At 45.4% G+C, this 19368-nt stretch carries 13 protein-coding genes; 9 read left to right on the top strand and 4 right to left on the bottom strand.

What is annotated here, in order from left to right; translation table 11 throughout:
* Positions 1–42: 42 nt before the first annotated feature.
* Together F5984_RS23775 and F5984_RS23770 are read left to right on the top strand one after the other, a co-directional pair.
* Positions 43–1077, top strand: coding sequence for a tyrosine-type recombinase/integrase (locus F5984_RS23775; RefSeq protein WP_152126721.1), 1035 nt, complete (start codon positions 43–45; stop codon positions 1075–1077).
* A 132-nt stretch (positions 1078–1209) separates the two neighbouring features.
* Positions 1210–2121: a DUF1016 N-terminal domain-containing protein gene (locus F5984_RS23770; RefSeq protein ID WP_152126720.1), complete on the top strand. Its 912-nt coding sequence runs from the start codon at positions 1210–1212 to the stop codon at positions 2119–2121.
* Position 2122: 1 nt separating this feature from the next.
* On the opposite strand, the gene F5984_RS23765 is transcribed toward F5984_RS23770, so the two are convergent.
* The 3 genes from F5984_RS23765 to F5984_RS23755 form a co-directional block, all read right to left on the bottom strand.
* Positions 2123–3010, bottom strand: coding sequence for a replication initiation protein (locus F5984_RS23765; RefSeq protein WP_152126719.1), 888 nt, complete (start codon positions 3008–3010; stop codon positions 2123–2125).
* Positions 3011–3581: 571 nt separating this feature from the next.
* Positions 3582–4889 (bottom strand): hypothetical protein, encoded by a 1308-nt coding sequence (locus F5984_RS23760; protein WP_152126718.1) that lies wholly within the window; start codon positions 4887–4889, stop codon positions 3582–3584.
* 63 nt (positions 4890–4952) lie between these two features.
* Positions 4953–7925, bottom strand: coding sequence for a Tn3 family transposase (locus F5984_RS23755; protein WP_152126717.1), 2973 nt, complete (start codon positions 7923–7925; stop codon positions 4953–4955).
* 114 nt (positions 7926–8039) lie between these two features.
* Between F5984_RS23755 and F5984_RS23750 the strand changes: the two genes are divergently transcribed.
* The 3 genes from F5984_RS23750 to F5984_RS23740 are packed head-to-tail and all read left to right on the top strand — an operon-like array spanning position 8040 to position 9693.
* The gene (locus tag F5984_RS23750) at positions 8040–8672 is read left to right on the top strand and encodes a recombinase family protein (RefSeq protein WP_152126716.1); all 633 of its coding nucleotides are present in this window, start codon (positions 8040–8042) and stop codon (positions 8670–8672) included.
* A gap of 17 nt (positions 8673–8689) precedes the next feature.
* Complete coding sequence (locus F5984_RS23745; protein ID WP_394367450.1) at positions 8690–8896, top strand: DNA/RNA non-specific endonuclease; 207 nt, start codon at positions 8690–8692, stop codon at positions 8894–8896.
* Positions 8897–8943: 47 nt separating this feature from the next.
* Positions 8944–9693, top strand: coding sequence for a hypothetical protein (locus F5984_RS23740; RefSeq protein WP_152126714.1), 750 nt, complete (start codon positions 8944–8946; stop codon positions 9691–9693).
* Between the two features lie 2356 nt (positions 9694–12049).
* Here the strand turns inward: F5984_RS23740 and F5984_RS23735 are convergent.
* Positions 12050–13051: a ParA family protein gene (locus tag F5984_RS23735; RefSeq protein ID WP_152126713.1), complete on the bottom strand. Its 1002-nt coding sequence runs from the start codon at positions 13049–13051 to the stop codon at positions 12050–12052.
* Between the two features lie 1050 nt (positions 13052–14101).
* On the opposite strand from F5984_RS23735, the gene F5984_RS23730 reads away from it, so the two are divergent.
* From F5984_RS23730 to F5984_RS23715, 4 genes are all read left to right on the top strand, one after another.
* A complete protein-coding gene (locus tag F5984_RS23730) occupies positions 14102–15061 on the top strand; it encodes a ParA family protein (protein WP_152126712.1) in 960 nt (319 codons plus the stop codon).
* Positions 15062–15073: 12 nt separating this feature from the next.
* Positions 15074–16054, top strand: a complete 981-nt coding sequence (locus F5984_RS23725) for a ParB N-terminal domain-containing protein (protein ID WP_152126711.1) — start codon at positions 15074–15076, stop codon at positions 16052–16054.
* 436 nt (positions 16055–16490) lie between these two features.
* Complete coding sequence (locus F5984_RS23720) at positions 16491–16883, top strand: hypothetical protein (RefSeq protein WP_152126710.1); 393 nt, start codon at positions 16491–16493, stop codon at positions 16881–16883.
* 319 nt (positions 16884–17202) lie between these two features.
* Positions 17203–18633 (top strand): FG-GAP repeat protein, encoded by a 1431-nt coding sequence (locus F5984_RS23715; RefSeq protein ID WP_152126709.1) that lies wholly within the window; start codon positions 17203–17205, stop codon positions 18631–18633.
* Positions 18634–19368 lie beyond the last annotated feature (735 nt).

The following is a 19368-nucleotide window of genomic DNA, read 5'->3' as shown; positions in this document are numbered from 1 at the left end:
ATCAACCTTATTGAATTTGACTAAAAAATCTCATTAAGTAGTATGCGTACAATTTCTGTAGTGCCATCTAACATTACACCAGCCTTTAATGACCCGTCAATCGAAGTCCTGATTGACCGGTTCGCGCTGGATCAGGATGTGGTGGAATCGTCGAGGGAGCTGTACGTGCGAACCCTGCGGCTGTTTATGAACTGGCTTGGGGAAAAAGGGTATGCGTTAAGCCAGGTAGATCGGTCCGTGATTATTCAGTACAAGGAGGATGGACTGGCCAAGGGGCTGAGCGGCCTGACGGTTGGCTCGTACCTGACGACGGTTCGTAAGTTCTACGAGTGGGCCGAGGCTAACAAGCTCTATCCGAACGTAGCGCGGGGCGTGAAGTCGCCCAGACGGAAGCGGCAGTTCCGCCGACAGCCCCTCACGGCGCAGCAGGGAAAAGATTTACTGACCAACACTGCGCCCACTGTTGAGTCAACCGAACAATATACCGTAGCCGATCAGGAACACCTACTGACGTTGCGCGATCATGCCATCGCTAACCTGCTGCTGCGAACAGGGCTGCGTACTATCGAACTGATCCGGGCCGACGTGGGCGACATTGCGATGAAAGCCGGGAAACGAATTCTGAAGATTCAGGGCAAAGGCCGCGACGAGAAAGACAACTTCGTTATCCTGACCGATAAGGCATATAGTCCTATTGCAACTTATCTGAAACAACGGGCTGCCGCCACCAGCCGCAAACCTCGTCAGCGACCAAGCGTGGCCCGACCAGATCCTCAGGAGCCGTTGTTTGTGTCCCACTCCAATAATAACCGGGGTGGACGACTGACCACGCGCACGATTCGGCAGGTGGCTAAGGAGCAGCTACGCGAGATTGGTATAGACAGTCCAGAATACACCGCGCACTCGTTTCGGCACAGCACGGCTGTGAACATTCTGCTCAACGGCGGAACAATCGAAGAAGCGCAGGGCGTGTTGCGGCACGCATCACCGGCCACTACGCAGATTTACACGCACACAGTTGAGGAACAGATGCGTTTGCTGCGGGCCAGCGAGGAGCGGTTGGACGATGTGTTTTGAAATGCTATTTTCGACTTCCGTAATGTAATGTTTATGGAAGTCGAAGAATCAGGGATAGGGGAGCGGGGTACTTTGAGTAAAACCATCCTCGTTGCCATTTAGTAGAACGACATCCTTTTTTTGAGACAATCTATGGAGACTCCGCAATTATTCCCGAACCCAGATTCCTTACTTGAGCTGCACCAGTTTCTCCGGCAGCTTGTATCAGTCGATGAAGCAGCCATCCGGGGCGAGCCGGATTTTGCCCGCGTGGAGGCTTACTGGCACATTGGCCGTATCATCGTCGAGACCGAGCAACAAGGTCAGGATCGGGCTGATTACGGTGTACAACTCATCGAAGGTTTATCTCGGGAGCTTACCCACCATTACGGAAAGGGGTACAAGACCTCCAATCTATGGTGGTTTCGGCAGTTCTACATGGCATTTCCAATTCTCCACGCAGTGCGTGGAGAATTCAGTAACCTCCGGCAGCACCTGCGTACCGAACTCACCTGGACACACTACCGCTTATTGTTAGCCATTGATAACCAGCAGGAACGTCATTTCTACCTGCACAATGCAGCCGATGAGGGCTGGTCGTACCGGACCCTAAACCGACTGATTAAATCCCGGTACTATTACCAGGTCGCTTTAGGGGAGGACCAACTGCTCACCACTACTCTGGCCCCAAAAAAGGTCACTAAAACCGGAACGCAACGAAGCCGGGTTGCCCAGGCCCGACAAACGTTGCTAAACCAGTTAGGCTGGGCGTTGGTCAGCCGGGTTGCGTCAGAATTACCCATGTCGGTACTGAAACCCGACGTACTCTTTTTTCACTACCGGCTCCACCGCTTCGTTGGCCTGTGGGTAAGTGAGGCTACACCTGCATTGAGTGAGCAAATACGGTATCAACTTACGGAATGGGAACAGCATCAGCCTGCGGAAACTTCTTCTTTCCCTCTGGCCCTGTTACTGAGAGGTAACAACGAAATACATCTTATTATGACCTCGGCTACTCCTCCCCTTTCGGACTTTGAGACAAGCCTGTTACCCAAGTCATTATAAATCAGACACCGAAGGATTTAGCCGTATAGCCTCCTATGTTCTGAATCTTGTTATCAGAACGTAGTATCTGAATATCATAAAGACGCTTCTGAATGTCGGCGGCACTGAACCGGTCAATCACCATCTGAGCCTGCTCTTTACGGAGCCGGAAATCATTTACTAATCGACTGAACAAAGCAGTGTTCTCATCTTTGTAGTCAATCACCATCTGCTGTGGACCAGCTTTAATGATAAAATGAAGAGAAGCCACCCGTCGTCCCATCTTAACGGGTGTATAAGTTACACGAAGGTCTGTCTTCTCATTGATTTCTTTCTGAGCTACAATCAGTATCCTTCGCTCAAAGTCAGCCCAGTTCTTATACTGCTCAGTTCCCGTTTTATCATCGTAGAGGTACAGCCGTCGTTTCAACTCAATAACATCAACCTTCAGCTCACCCAAGTTACGATATTGAGCCAGCATCTCATACACCCGTTTCGCATATTTACTATCTAGACTCAGAGCCATATGAAGCTGGAAGGCCGTGAAATTCTGTTTCAGGTCAAAGAAGAACGGGCGTATCTTAGGATCAAGGCCAATCTCAATAATACCCTGACCAACTACGTACTCCGCCGAGGAGATCATGGCCACCTGCAACAAATTGCCGTTGGGACGGTGTATCTGGAGTACACGACCTACCAACTGTTCAGTAGCTCGCTTGAAGTCGTCATAGGAGTTTCGGGTTCCGGTCTTATCCATTAACTCCCGAACCGAGATATAATAAATCGTATCCGCCTGATCATCTTTACGGAGCTGAGCCATCATCATATAGATAATGTTCTTTTCCAAAGCATTCATCTCGTACCGGGCACTGGTAATCGCATTATCCTGAACAATCAGCTTACCATCCATCTATCATATAGTTTCTATAATCATACGCAAGTTATACACATCTACGACATATAAAAACGACAGTCGTAATATATTGTCGTAGTTCACGAGGAATTTGTCGTAGATCAACGAGGAATCTGTCGCATTAAACGAGGAATCCGTCGTAAATCAGCGAGGAATCTGTCGTATAAAACGAGGAATCTGTCGCATTTAACACTTACAAACTACAGACAATCAGTGAGTTAAGGAGTACCATAAATAGTAAATAAACCCAAAAATTCCCAAAATTTGTGAGTACGGCTTCTAAAGGTTAAAAAAACAATGCTCATAACTAAAACAATAGTTCTTCTACCATACTGAAAACAAAGAAAAAACAAAAAACAAAAAGGGAAATATACTAAATAGTAAGTGTTGCCGTCCTATTCACGAGGATTTTGTCGTAGTTCACGAGGATTTTGTCGTAGTTAGCAGTAATGAAATAATCGGTCTGATAAAAAACAGCTCCTGTTGAATCCAAGGACGGCTTTTTCAGCAGGTCAAGTGTACGGCTCAAATCACCTGATTTTCATTCTGGCTTTTCGTTCAGAAAGCACTAACGCTTATCGTATCGGTACCGAAACCGGGCGTTGGGGGCCGCGTCGCCTTTGTCGAGCCAGTGGAGCGGGTCACCATCGGCGGGGGCATTGTCGGCCCATTTGAAGTCAAGCGTGAATGTGTTGCCCGTGATGCCGAGTGCTTTTTTGGGAAGCCGAATTTCGAGTTCGCTGCCATTGGTGCGATAGCTCACATCGGCCAGCGGTTCCCAGTTCCAACCGCCCTTTGAGCGTTCGAGGGTGGTCGTGGCGTTTTTGGGCGTTCGGTTCACCATGAACTCAAACCCTTCCCAGGCGGGTTTTGACCCGTCTTGAACGCTGATAAACAGCCGCATCCAGTCGGGGGAGTTCCAGGCCGTAAGGGGGCTGGCGGTGCGGACGTAGAATGAAACGAATTCGGCATCGCTTGCCACTTTCGATTCTACAATGTCGTTGCGGCCCGTAGTGTTCACGTACTCCCGGACGCGGCCCCAGCCGGGGTGTTTCCGGTGGGTCACGTCCCCGACATCGTCCAGAAAACTATTTTTCACGGATTTCCAATCCGCAAATTTCCCGTCGATGGCGATTTTGTAGTTTTCCGAGACAGCAGGCACCGCCCGCGCTCCTTTGAATTTGCGGATATTATCGACCAACTGATAATAGTAATTGTCGGTGAATGCGCCCCGCACCGGTTCGGCATCGCGGCTGTATTCGGCGTTGTAAAGGTCCACAAAATAGGTCTCGCCTTTAGCGATGGGCTTGCCGATCATGGTTTTGGATTTACCGTCGTCGAACCGCATGGCTACCCACTCGTTCCAACCCGTTACGAACACAAATTCCGGGTCAACGTCAAGGGCGCGTTTCCACTGTTCGGCAAAATACAACCCCTCGCCCGACCGCTTTCCGTCGGGTTCCTTGCCATCGTGAAAGCTGCGCCCAATGTTCGACATGGGGTGTTCGGCAATGGACACGCTGATCTGTTCGGGCTTGTCCTTCGACTCGTGCCAGCCGTAGGATTGGGGCGTGTGGTCCAACCACGTCCATTTGTCTTTGCCATCGCCAAACCATGTTTGGCCCTTGCTCCAGGCCCACGACTGCCGGGTGGTAAACGCGCTGTCGATGTCGGGCGTGACGGCTTCGGGCGGGCAAAGTAACAGGGGTTTGCCCTTCCATTGAAACCACAAATCGTTGAGCAGAGCCGGTTTATAGATGGTTTTGTAGAGCCGCTGCACAGTCTGTTCGGGCTTGCTGTTCACGATAAACGATAGGGCGGGCGTCGATTTTCCCTCCCGGCGCATGGCCCGATACACCTCGGCAATCTTCGTCACCTGCGACTGAGGGGTTCTTTTTCCAACGGGGCATTCTTACACGCTAAGCAACTAATGCCTTAGTTATTCCTTGTCAGCACGGCGTAAGGGACGCAGATTACCACTACCAAACCCAGAGCTATTGTCAAAGCTGTATTTTCCCAACCGATTGATGTGTTCAAAGCGACAAGGCGATAAATGCTCAAAATGAGTTTCATCAATCGCGTAGCCTTCCGAGGCCAATTGCCGCAGCACTTCCTGCATATACACCGTGTTCCATAACACCACGCAATTGGCCACAATCGTCAGGCTCCAGCTCGACTCCATCTGCTGCTCGTGTTGTTTGCGCCGGATCACCCCATCCGAGCCGAACCACAACCAGGCCCTCAGACCATTCAGTTCTTCGCCCTTATTTAACTGGCCATGAATGCGCTGACGCATTGGTTTGCTTTGAAGATAACGCAGAATAAAGACCGTTTTGATCAGTTGACCATACGCTTGAAGAACATACGTCAGGTTGTTTTGACGCGGATATGCTTGCAGTTTTCGGATGAACAACGACGCGGCTACCTCACCCGACTGAATCGAGCCCGCCAGCCGAAGCAACTCATCCCAGTGACGCTCAATATAATCAGGATTGATTGTTCCGGTAAATTTCAAGCCCGGGTAAGTCCAGTCTTTTCCCTTGATCTTGCACAGCCGCTGATCGGCAATGTCCCGTAGGCGGGGGGAAAACTGAAGTCCAAGCAGATCGAACAAGGCAAAGATGATATCGGTATAGCCAGCCGTGTCCGTGGTATGTTCGGTGATCTTCAGATCGGTCTGATTACCAATGATTTCGTCCAGGACGACCGTGGCATCTCGTAGCGTGGCGGGTACAACCTTGGTCCCATATTGGGCATACTGATCGGCAGTGTGGTTTTGCTGGGTAACGCCTTTTCCGGGTCCAAAGTAATTAGGTAATGGACGAGCATTGCGGATTTTTCCGCTGACGGGGAAACGCTGACCGTCGGAGGAAGAAAACGTGCCATCGCCCCAATAGGCGGCTAACCACTGGCGATGCTGCTCATTGACCAGCACGTTATTAGCCGCGCGTAGGGTTTCTTCCCGTAAATAGTTGGCTCCTGTCCACCAAAGGCTTTGATAGGCTAAACCCGATGAGCGGGCCATGTCGGATAAAGGGATGTTACAGCCTAACGCCAAAAGGGTGGCCAACAGCCGAGTGGGGTGGTCCTCACCCCGGGCGGCATGTTCCAGACCGGGTAGGTGATGCGTAAAACCTACCCAACTGTCCACCTCAACCAGAATATCCGTCAGGTCAACCGCTGGCATACGCCGATTGATCTCCTCTTGCAGTGCTTTGGTCGTCAGTGGCACTTCTTCAGCAGTTAATCGGGTCAACACCAGATGGCCGTCCTCCAACCGCAAATCGCCACCCGCTTCCAGTAGCTTCTGCATGGGGACCAACAACGTTTCCAGCTCGGTGATGCGTTGTTTAAGTCGGTCAGATGATGGGGCTGGTAGGTTCAGTTGCCGACATAGTTCGTCCCGACGGAGTACCCATTCTGCCGGTGCCATGAGATAACTGTTGAGATTGCCATACTCATTGGAAGTGTCCACAAACACATCCCCCGAACGGAGCCGGTCCCGCAAGGTGGCCAGCACACTCAGCTCATAACCAGCACGGTCCCAGCCCGTTTCGGTATTGTAGGCAAACTTGCGCCAAACAGGTTTGATAAAGTTACTGGGTGGCGCAGGTGGTAATTTGCGTCGACTACCCTGTTGGAGTTCAATCACCAGTTGCAGTGCTTTCTCAAAATCATCTCCGGTAAACCCTTGTTGAAAGACGATCTGACCTAAAAAATAGGGCGTAAACTGCTTAAAAAAGCCATAGCGTTTAGTTAGAAAACTCAGTTTAGAGTGGCGCGTAGGGTACAACAAGGCTTCCACCGCTTGCCAGGCCAGCAGAAGTTTATCGCGGGGAGTCGTCTGGTAAATTTGGGGGCGCACCTGTTCGGCAGGCGTCCCAGCTTCATCCAGCACGACCTTCACCGCTCCCCCCAGCAGGTGCATGGCCGTGTCTTTGGCCGCAGCGACCTCCTGCTGGTAGGCTTCGTATTCTTTTCTGGCTTTGGCCAGATTGTATTCCCAAAAGGCATCGAACATGCTCAGAGCCTCATCAGTCAGTGTCAGTAGCCGTTCGCGTAGAAAAGCCACCAGAATCGGATAGCGTTTATGAACTGGTAGACGTTCCAGATGACGATTCGAGCGATGTCGGCCAATCATACTCAACCTCTTTTGGCGATTGCCAGTCATCAGATCGTCTGGCCAGGTAGGTACGCCAAAATCCCGAAGGTATTTCAGTTTATCCAGTACGGTGCGAATAGCTGCCGGATTGCTTCCCGTTGCTGTCTGCACTAACCATCGGTGTCGGGTGATTGCCCAATCCTTCTCTGGTGTCAGCAACCCATCCAGACGGGTTTTCAATTCATCGGTCAGTAGTGGACTCAGGCGACGGTAGGCTTCTTGATGAGCCAACTCATTGATACTGCTCACCAGCCGCTCCAGTACGGCAATAGGGGGACGTACTACCCCTTGCTGGTGCAGTTTTTGAACCGACATGGCCAGTAACACCCGCTCTCCATCATGTTCCAAAGCGCGTTCCAGCAACCAGGGTTCGAGCCAGACCACATCCAATGGTTCCCATCGACGGAAGCCCAGGTGTTTAACGACTAATAGGAAATGGTCGCTGCGCGTTTGTTGGCGATGCCCATAGGTAGTTAGGTTGCCAGGTTCGATGCGAAGTTGGGCAGCGACAAATTCGACTACGTCAAGGGGGAGTTGTGTCCACCAGTTATCGGGTAGAAAACCCATCAGTCGAAGCAGGCCGATCTGCAAGGCGACGCCTAACCGATTGGTCTCTCCCCGTAAGGGAAGCACGATCAAGCGGTCGGCATAAGTCAGGTGAAAATGTTGGCGGATGTCTACTTCCAGAATGGTGGGTGGAACGATCTCGTAACGCGTTCGTTCAGGCATGGAGAGAAAATCGAGAGGCATTGGGATGGGTTATCAAAAAGGGTGTCTAAAACGGCCTTCGTTTTTAGCGTCTCAGGGCCGATTTTCGAGCTAAAAAGTTAGCTTTGTAAAGGAACTCCTTTTTGATAAGTCAAGATGACCAGGAAATCGTCTGATCAGCCCAAACGGGTAGCCCTATACGCCCGCGTATCTACCCTCGACAAAGGACAGGACCCAGAAACGCAGCTCCGGCCGTTACGGGAGTATGCCGACCGGCGTGGTTTCGCTATCGCGGCTGAGTACGTCGATACAGCTTCGGGTACAACGGAAGAGCGGACGCAGTATCGGGCCATGATTGGGGCCGCCCGCAAACGACAGATCGATGTGGTGCTGGTCTGGCGGTATGACCGCTTCGCCCGTTCGACGCAGGCACTGGTCAATGCCCTGAAAGAGTTCCAGAGTTTGGGGGTTGACTTCATATCGTATCAGGAGAATATCGATACGACCACGCCGACGGGCGAGTTGATCTTCCATGTGATGGCCTCGCTGGCCCAGTTCGAGAGTTCGCTCATCAGTCAGCGGGTACGAGCGGGTATGGCACGTGCCAAAGCGCAGGGCAAACCCATTGCTCGTCCCCCGTTGGCCGAATCGAAACAGATCGAGATCGCCGTGTTGCATGGTCAAGGCGTATCAATGAATCAAATCAGTAAGCAGCTAGGAGTCGCCTATGGGACTGTTTACAATTATGTACAGAAAATCAGGCTTAAAACTAAGGCCTTAGTTGCTTAGCGTGTAGAAATGCCCCGTTGGAAGAAGAACCCCTAATAGCAGTCTGGATGCCGAACACGAATACAGTAGGTGAAAACAAGTGGAGTAACTACCGCGTGAGTGTCGATGAGATTGAGCAGCGGACGGGGTACAATCTGTTATCGAACGTGCCTGAATCGGTGCAGCGAGCTATTGAAGGGGGAGTGGATAAGGTAATGGTGCAGTCGGTTTGGCTGGAACTCTAGTTAGTTTGTGAGTAAGAATAGAAGACAATGTAAATAAAAAAACTATTATGGGTACATATGCAGAATTGTTAGAGGATTCCAGATGGAAAGAAAAGAGGTTAGAGATATTAAGAAGAGATGCATTTAAGTGCCTTCATTGCAGTAATCAAAAGGTTGTTTCAAACTTTCTGATCTCACCCACCGCTGTTGGAAAAGTCAGCCGCCTGACAGGAAGTAGTTTGAATTTTGTAGTTTATGATAATCAATTAAAAACGCATCATCGAATAAAAGCAGATTCCTCATTGTCATATCAGACTTTTATGGAGACTTTGGGCAATCACAAAGACGCGACCCCTGTGCTTTTGTTTAAGCCAAGACAGATGTATTGTGAGTTGACAGGTCTTTTCTTCACTAACACAAAAGTTCATTTCTCAGACTTCGTTGGACTTGATCTGGTAGCCCAGTCTCAATCTCGACTTAATGACATTGTTAATTTTTTAGATACATGTTCAGTTGAAGACTTTCGCGAATTTGATTGGCTTTTTTTAAAAGGACTTCATGTTCATCATCGATATTATCAAAAAAAACGGTTACCATGGGAGTATATGAATGACGCGTTGATGACTCTTTGTTGGAGTTGTCATGAAGAATTACATAAAAATGAGAAAGTACCATATCTGGATGAAGAAGGAAAAGAAATTGATAACCTAACCCCATGTCCAAAATGTTATGGAGCAGGCCGTTTTCCTGAATTCAGACATGTTCAAAATGGTATTTGTTTTGATTGTAAGGGAGCTAAGTATATAGAGTTTGTGTAATCGCTTCATTATTCATTAGCCAGTATACTTGAGCACTTCTGGTTTCATCGATGCATTAATGATAATTAGCTGACTAATAAATTGAATTGTGAGATTATCACACAACTGCTATTAAGATAGTGTCTATTATAAATCCTAGTGCGCTTGCTCAATTAGTACGTGCGACAGAAAATACCATAAGGCGGTATGCGACGACTACCAACTATTATGCAATTGGCAGTCGTCAGGGTAGGATTAATGTCTACTCTTTCCTAATTTTTATGTTGTTAAAATCAACAATTGTAGCTTTGTACGTACATCCCATTTGCCCTTTAGCATTAAATATATCTTTCAGACCTGTATGGTAAATACGAAGATATTTGGGATTGTTCTTATCCCTTCTCAACTCACACCTAAGCCGTTGCCCATTCCACAATGTTACGGTGACTACACTTCCATGTGAACCAAAAAACGACTCAAATTCAGTGGGAATATTTATTGTTCCACTTGTATGACTGGCGACCATCGCTGTAAAAGAGAAATGCGGGGCGGGGCGGCTGTTTGAAACACACATAGTTTATCTTTTTTGTTTAGACTACAAAATTATAGATCCATATTTTATAAAAAAAATAACAATAAATGTAATTATTTAATTTTAATTACAATAAATTATAGGTAATTCAATATAAATAGATGAAATTCAAAAGAATTGAATATAATTAATTAGAAAAATAACTAAGTCCGTATCATGCCTTGACATCTCTTTGGCCCACAAATGCTTCCACTCGGCTCTCAGAAAAGAAGCTCTAAAACAGCAACATCAAGATAATAGCCGAGCAAATGAAGGTCATGCCTTGCTGCCTTGACTCGTGCTCCAATGCTGAAACAGAATAAGCAAACCAAGCCGTAACAACAGATACGGTCTAGCGTAGATCTCTCGCGCCTCGTGACCATGATATTCACTCGGCGTTTGTATTGTACTCCTGCTCAACCGGAAAATTTCGATCTTCAGCTGAGTAACTATTTGAATGACACGAGATAGGGGAATATTGCATAGAGCAGGGTAATCATAGTTCGAAGTCCCCTGCGTATTCTGTACCACTCTACGTATGGGTTGACTTGAAGCTTAGCGCTTATTACTTTATTTGTTATTCATCAGGTATAAAGGCCTAATTAAACAAAAAACAATTTTCGATTTTGGTTTGTAAATAATTGTAAGACAGCTATTTAAATATTTGGGCATCTGCCGTAAAGAGATACTTAGGGACTGTCTAAGAAATTCGCCAATTCCAAATTTTTTTTCAGAAATTTAATACATTCTAAAATTGACTATTTAACCTAGTACTGAAACGGTACTAAGCCCCTATTAAGGCCCTTTTCTTATGTAAAATTCTTAAAATTTTCCTTATTTAAGTGTTTGTTTATCAGTTATTTATGCCTTTGGACACCTGCCGTAAATCTATATTTACGGACTGTCCAAGAAATTCTTGAATGCCTGATTATGAGCATAAAATATCGTATTTGGATCGCGGAAATTTCGAAGTATCTAACCTATTCAATGCGCTTGTTGAATGCTGTATTTCATCTGTGAAGCAGGAGTTGTAATTGCTTAACTATTTGTATATCAGTTATTTAAGACTTGGACACCTGCCGTAAATGGATATTTACGGACTGTCCAAGAAATGGTCTAACTTGTTGGTTTTCAGTAATTAAATTTTAAGGTCTACTGTGTTAATATACTTTATTATTGACGTGTTTTTTCAATTAAAATACCGAAAGTGGTAGCTTTAATTTTTAAGTTTTTAAGGTGCTATACCGCCAATCCCCATACTTAGATGGTTAACTTAAAAAATGAGAATGGTTAGTATATGTGTAAAATAGAGATAATGGCAATGGCTAATATCTACCTGCTATAAATTAGATACACTCTATCATCTAGAGCATAGGGAGGTTCGTCTTGAGTTGACAAAGTAGGACTAATATTGTAATAACGGTCCGCCCAAAATCAGGTACGATGGATCTACCTGCTGAGTCGGTTTGTGGACCTTTTTGGGTGATTCTCTGCAGTTGGTGCTGGGGGACCGCAGCCTTTTAGGCGCTGAATGGCCAGGGCTACTCGTTGGGCAGTAACTAGCGGTTTCAATTAGACTCCGCCAGAATTAATGGGCATATCGTCGGGCAAAGATCCGGTTTAATTCCAAGGGTTACTGCATGTTCTAGCCCTGCATTATGCACGCCAATTTATTAAGCCTTAGTTGGTAGATTATTTAGTATAAAATCCAGTTATTTGAATCGTATGACAATAATTTGATTAGTATATTCAACGATTCTAAGTGCATCAATACAAGATCACTTTTCCCCAAACTGATTGCAAACCTTAAGTTCGGTTTGGGTATGAGAATCTTTTTCTTACATTCTGGAGTTTGGCGATGTACTCCTCACATAAATTATCGTAGCTTTTTGAAACGTCAGAGTTAACCTGAAATGCATTGATCACCGTTCGCATGGCCTTGCTTTCTTGATAATTAGCCATGTATTCAATCTGCGTTTTGAAAATATTACGGGATAGAGTTTTACTAATTTTCTCTTTAACGATATCTGCAGCAGAGTTCTTCTTCACCATCGTAAATACGATACCGTCAATCACCAACTCAAAATTTGTATTTTCACTCACATTTCTATAAAGTCTTAAAAATGAATTGGCCACGTTAGTTGCTAAAGTATCGGGTATCAGTGTAATTAAACAACTTTTTGCGGCATTCATAGCTGAGGTCGTTAACATGCCCAAAGAAGGTGGACAGTCAATTAGTACGTAATCAAAGTCAGTAAGGAGAGGTCTTATCTTATTTTTCAACCGTAGATAACCAAACATAATTTGATGGAGCTGAACTTCGGCATCAGCAAGTTTAAGATCAGACGGGGCTAGACTCAAATTTTCTGAAATTTTGACAACCGGTAGGGGAGCTTTTGTTAACAAGGCTTGTATTACCTGGTGTTCGGGTTGCTCTATTCCTAAAATCTGACTAAGGTTACCTTGAGGATCAAGATCAATCAACAATACACGATAACCACGTCTCGCTAGCTCAGAACCGAGCAAGGCTGTAGTTGTCGTTTTACCAGCTCCGCCTTTGTGGTTAATTACTGCAACAACTCGCGCTTTTGTGTATAAGCCGTTCGTGTTTGGGTGTAAGTAATTGTCATAGCCATATTTATTTAAAATAGGGATAAGTCTATCCAGAAGGTTTTTATTGAGGGGGCGTGAGCCTGTGACCGCATGTGCAAGCGTTCCTTTGGGTAGGCCAGCTTCTCTTTCTAATACTGAAAATCTTAATGCAGAATTATACTTTAAAAATTGCCTTACACTTTCCATCGGTTGCATTATACTAATGTGTTTTAAAGATAAGGTGAAGTTTCAGTCAAATAAATGCAGACGAAGTACTTATCAAGAATCGATATTCTCAAACTTTGACTAGAGGGAGGAAAAATATCTCTTTGCGGTCAGTCTGGATGCGCACACCTGGATACTTTTCTCCAAAAATTGCGGCTTGTTTATTCGAAGGCAATATACCGATTCTTTGCACAGTTTAGCCATTTAAAGATTCCAGTAACCACAGATTTCGCACTTCATCAAAAGCACATACTGTGATTATCCGTTTAAGTTGTATACAGTAACGAATCGGTAAAGCATGTATTAAATACCCAATCGTTACAAGCCCAACCCATACAATCAATCTCAATTCCTCTTGTGGATTGCTCGAATAAGTTCGTTAGTAATTAAAGCGATGTGGACAGGCGGAAGCAGATACAGGTCCTTTTTGCTGTTTGCAACTGTCTCCTTAATTTATTGGCAAGTGAGGTGGTGTATTGCATTTTTTACTTTCAGGTAGGGTGGCTATGTAAAACGGGCTCAAAATGAGAGGCCATTCTGTCTAACCTAGGGCGTATCCTACGTTGCAGGAGATACAGATTGGAAGGCCCACGAAATGCCTCAATCCCAGTATTGAGCTATCAGCCAAAAATACCCTGACGGATCCTCGCCTTTCACACCCTTTTCTCAAAGGTTAGGCTGAGTATGGCCTTTATCTTGCCAATCTTGAACAATCGACTGTCCCATTGGCAAAATCGACCTTGACGTTATGCTTATACAAAAAAATATATTAATTGTGTTGCTTTGATCTTGCCGTCAGCTTGTCTAAGTGCTTGTGGAGTAACGTAGTCTTTTCTCCATTCGAATATAGCCGGTATCTGAACGCCTTGAGCAATGTTAATGACACGTATATTTTCTTAACCAAGTAAGGAGCTTATGCCATGTTACTTCTTGAGAGCTGTCTAAAGTGAGTTAACAGATAATGCAAACAATTGTCCTTATTTTGAGACATTTTATTGTCTAATGTCCTATATTTATCCCTGAATCAAATTCAGTTTTTTTATGGTCACGCATGAACAGGTCGTAAGTTTCCTTCAGCGTAATCCTGCTTTATCAGCCTCAGCACTAGAAAAAGAAGCAGGTTTACCTGCCAGTACGTTGAGAAAAGCGGTAGCTGGTGATCGTACGCTTAATGTCAAGCACCTGACTGCTTTGTTTCCGGTTCTAGTCCGGTATGGGTATCAAAATAACCCTAAAGCCAAAGTGATTTCTATAGTTAATCACAAAGGGGGAGTTGGTAAAACCACCACTACTCTCAATCTTGGACGAGCCTTAGCCAGAATGCATAATCGCGTACTATTAGTTGATATGGATAGCCAGGGAAACCTGTCGCAGGCGCTGGGAGTTGATGAACCCGATAAGCAGGTACGGAACGCTCTCCTCAACAATGAACCACTGCCTATCTATTCCATTGATGAACGTTATGATCTGGCCCCAAGTGATTTGGAGCTGGCTTATGCAGATTTAGAACTGGTACAGGCAGTCGGTGGAGTCAATCAACTTAGAAATGCGCTGACACCCTTACGTTCCGATTACGATTATATCCTGATTGATTGCCCTCCCGCTCTTAATATTTTCACAAATTCAGCGCTAGTGGCTTCTCAGTCTTGTTTGATTACACTTCAACCCGAGGCTTCCGCTCTCAAGGGCGTAAATAGTTTGCTGGAACGAATTATGCAGGTTCGAGATCGAATCAATTTTGAATTGACCATCGAAGGAATATTACTAACTATGGTTGATCGTCGGTTGAAGGTACATCGTGATATGATTGAATACATCCACGGTAACCTGAGCCACCTCCGTATTTTTCAGACTGAAATCAGGCAGAACGTTACGCTGAAAGAATCACAGGTAGCTCAAAGTGATATTTTTACTTACGCGAAGGACTCTATTGGTGCTCAGGATTATTCAAAATTAGCTCAAGAATTTTTGATGCCTTCTTCGGCTTCTAAAGCAAACTAAGTTTTACTCACGATGAAAAAAGGGTATTTGGACGCATTAGGCAGTAAGAAGATGATCAAGGATCAGGGCTTGCTGCGTCATGAAGACATTCGGCATCGTTTGACCATTTTACCGGAGCTGCAGGCATTAATCCCCCCTCTCCTACCCGATGAGTTATCTCAACTGGAAACCAACATTCGACGGGATGGGTGTCGGGAGGCTCTGCTGGTTTGGGAGACAACCCAGGGCATTGTTCAGCAAACGGAAGATCTTACGCCGGCCTACGTTCTTATTGACGGACACAACCGCTATACAATTTGCCAAAAAAACGGTCTTGATTTTCGTATGAACTTGCGGTCCTTCAGTAGTATGGAGGAAGTCCGATCGTTTATGATCGAAAATCAGCTGGGCCGACGAAACTTAACCCCGGAGCAGACTTCATATCTGAGGGGACTTCGTTACCGTCAGGAGAAAGGGGAGAGAGGTCAGTATGATCGAAGTGGGCATAAAGGACAAAATGTCCCTTATGAGCAGGAGGCAACAGAGTCTTCACTTGTAACGAAAGTAGAATCGAGTTCAATGACAACAGCGCAACGTTTAGCTAAGCAGTATAATGTCAATGAAAAAACAATCAAGCGTGATGCGGAATTTGCGGCTGGGGTTAACAAACTGAATCCAGACTTAAGAATCCAGTTTTTGGCAGGTAAGCTTTCCATTAATAAATCCGCCATTCAGCAGCTAGGCAAAACGAATCTGCCTGATGAAAGCGTTGATACAATGGATGAGCTGATGGCAAGTCTTCTCCCGATCCAACCCGCTCCAGTGACCGAAAAAAGTAAGGCCGCTGGGCAATCGTCTTCGTTGAAAAGAAAAGCAAACGCTATGGCCTTACGAGTTAAATTACAAAACTTGTTAACCCAGATCGCTGAACCTTCAGAGAAAGATCTTGAGCTTTGCGATGAAATTATCACGTATGCATCACAGCTTAAATCAGCGATACAAAAAGGAGCTTAGTACAAAATAGGTTTTCCTATTTATACTGGTCCCTTAAGGCTGACCTACTGAAAAGAGAGCAAACAACTTAAATTTTTACGATGGTCACCGAATTGCATGCGCGGACCTCTGGAGCGGTGATAGTTTGGTTGATGGGCGTAAATTTCGCTCATTAAGTTTAGAAGGTGGATTAATTGGCATCCTCTTCCCGGCTAAAGCGCGAAGGTCGGCCGCTGTCGCCTGATTACCATCATGAACTTTCTCCTTGTCAGACTAGCATGCTTAAACTGTCTATTGTCCAAATGACGAATTGTTGGGGCGGCCCGTGCCGTACTTTTCGGCAGAACGACCTCTATTGGTAATGTAAGCGATCTGTTAGCTAGAAGCGGCTTGACATTATTGATTAATAACTCTAACTTTCATCTCTACACTCAAAGTCATCACTCGACGGTAGTTTATGCGCATCAAAAGAATTAGTTATCCTGAATGGGAAAAAACATACATACCTGTTCAAAATCACCTGCTGGCATCAAAATCAGAAAGCAGTTCAAACCCAAACTTATTTGAACCACAAGGAGAAGATCTAGCCTACGTTCATCAGATATATGAAGTTGAAGATGGGCGGATTTGGACGTTAGTTAGGAATTACTTGTCAGAGCTTCAAGGTTCTCAAAGCGAAGATAGCCCAACTTTGGCAAACGAGCTAGTCATCCTCTCGGGCTATCATGAACATGATCGAGTTGGCTACTTTATCACAACTCAAGGCGTTGAAGCTGCCAATGTTTTAATTGAGGTTTACACCCAAGAAGTGCTTCCCCAAGTAGAAAGATTGGTAAGGGAGGAGGCTTAGAGTCTATTAATTTCGTCTTACCAATAATTTGGGTGCTCACAATGCTGGAGTCTATACGGAATTTATTACATCAGAACTTCGAGCTCCCAAACAGTCGTAAATGATTTAAACAAGAAGCCCCAGTTTACTGGGGCTTCTTGTTGTTAGTAGGAAATTAACCTGTGGAAGGTCCCCCTTAGGGAATAAAATACATAGAGCCTATTTTAGGCTTTTAACTTTACAGGAAATTCCCAAAATCGGGTGAATTTTGAGAAGTGAACTTCAAATAAACGCGAACATGGTGAGTTTAACCAGCTTCTAAGTTTCCAAATCAAATTTTATGACACAACATTTACAAAAAGCCCAATTAATTAAGCTGCTTTTTTCTAGTTCAACGGCTATAAAATTGATCTTTTATTTTCTGATTGCCTGTACCTTACAGAGTTCACCGGTCCAAGCTCAGATTGGCATGGGTGGACAGCCGCACCCCTCAGCCGTACTTGATCTAAAAACTACTGATAAAGCCTTTTATCCACCACGTCTTACAACCTCCCAGCGTAAAGCAATTGCAAATCCTCAAGCGGGTGCTTTTGTCTACGACCTTGATCAAAACTCGCTTTACTTATATGATGGTACCAGTTGGTTACCCTTATCGTTTGCAAACATTCCTCCGATCAACAGCTCAGCTACTGATGGGGCAGCTTTTGATTCATTTGGTCTTGTAGTTGCTATATCGGGGGACTATGCTTTGATCGGGGCGTTTGGAGACGATTTCGGTAGCACTCAAGATCAGGGTTCGGCTTATATATTTATGCGCAGTGAAAATAGCTGGGTACAGCAAGCTAAACTCATCGCCAGTGATGGTGCTTCTGGGGATACATTTGGACGTAGTGTAGCTATATCCGGGGATTACGCCTTGATTGGAGCTCCTGGAGATGATTTAAGTAAGGGTTCGGCTTACGTATTTATGCGTACTGGTACCACCTGGACTCAGCAAGGCAAGCTTGTTGCCAGTGATGGGACGGCTAGCGACTATTTTGGCTTCAGTGTAGCTTTATCAGGGGATTATGCCTTGGTTGGGGCATATTATGATGATAATAGAAAAGGGTCAGCCTATATGTTCATGCGAGATGGCACTACATGGACTCAGAAACAGAAGCTAACGGCTGATAATGGTGTAGTTGATGAATATTTTGGATATAATTTGGCTTTGTCAGGAGATTACGCCTTGGTTGGAGCCTATGGTGAATCCCAAAATAAAGGATCAGCTTATGTATATATGCGTACTGGTACCACGTGGACTAGGCAAAGTAAGCTTGTTGCTAGTGATGGAGTAGCGAACGACTATTTTGGTTACAGCGTAGCTATATCAGGGGACTATGCTTTAGTGGGAGCATATAAAGATGATAATGGTAAAGGGGCGGCTTACATATTCGTACGGGACGGGAGTAACTGGACACAACAAGAGAAGATAACAGCTAACGATGGATTGGCTGGTGATGGTTTTGGGTGCAGCGTAGCTTTATCAGGGAGTTATGCTCTCGTTGGTGCCCGCGAAGATGATCTGTGTTGTAAAAATGATCAGGGTTCAGCATATCTGTTTGTTCGGAATACATCTACTTGGAAGTTAGTTCGGAAGATTACAGATAATGCTCCTGCTGGGACAAATAATGGCTATAGTGTTAGCCTTTCAAATAATGCATATATTATCGGTGGCCCTTATTTTCAGAACTATCAAGGTAAAGTTGCTTTCGGAATAGTTGAGAACTGAATAAACTTAAGAAAGGCCAAGAACCTACAATGCATAGATGCATGCATTGTAGGTTCGATAATTCAAGATCAAACACTCAACTTTCGGCTTCTTATCGTTGCAGCATCCGACCCCGATGAGCGCCTTTACAAGGAGCTATTGTTGATACGAGAGCCCCTTTTTTACTACAGTCATGTGTTAGTTGCTTCGCGTTAAGTTCTAGAAGTGTAGGCCTTTCTGAATCTCAACAGAGCAATGCCCTCCAGCCTGTCACTGACATGGAGCTCTTGAGCTGAAAAACTGGCTCTGATTAGAAAAAGAGCAGGATAGTTAACCCATCTGTAAACCCGACAGGCTCTCTGCTCGAGGCCTTGGTCGACTGCCTGAGAGGAGAAGCAGCTGGGTGTACACTCTCTCAATTCCTTACGTGAAATTATTGTTGCGGCATTGGATGTGCTCAACAAACTTTTAAGAATTGTTCAAAGGAGCCTCGCATGATTCACGAGGATTTAATAGTTTTCATTACGCTCTAAAAAAGGAGGATATATAGTCCGGAAACATTTTTTGCATAAAGCCCTATCTACATAAAGCCCTATCTAGCTGATACTGACCAATGGTCCATGGTCGAAAGTATGCTCTTGGAGGTAGAACGAAATAACAAATTCATCAATGCTGTTACCATAAGCAATAATAGCTTCTGTGACTGGCCTATAGCCTATGCAGGATGACCGGGATATGTCCACCATTGGACGAATA

Source organism: Rudanella paleaurantiibacter, from assembly GCF_009184635.1.
GTDB classification, from domain to species: Bacteria; Bacteroidota; Bacteroidia; order Cytophagales; family Spirosomataceae; genus Rudanella; species Rudanella paleaurantiibacter.
This window is presented reverse-complemented; position numbering and strand designations above follow the sequence as displayed.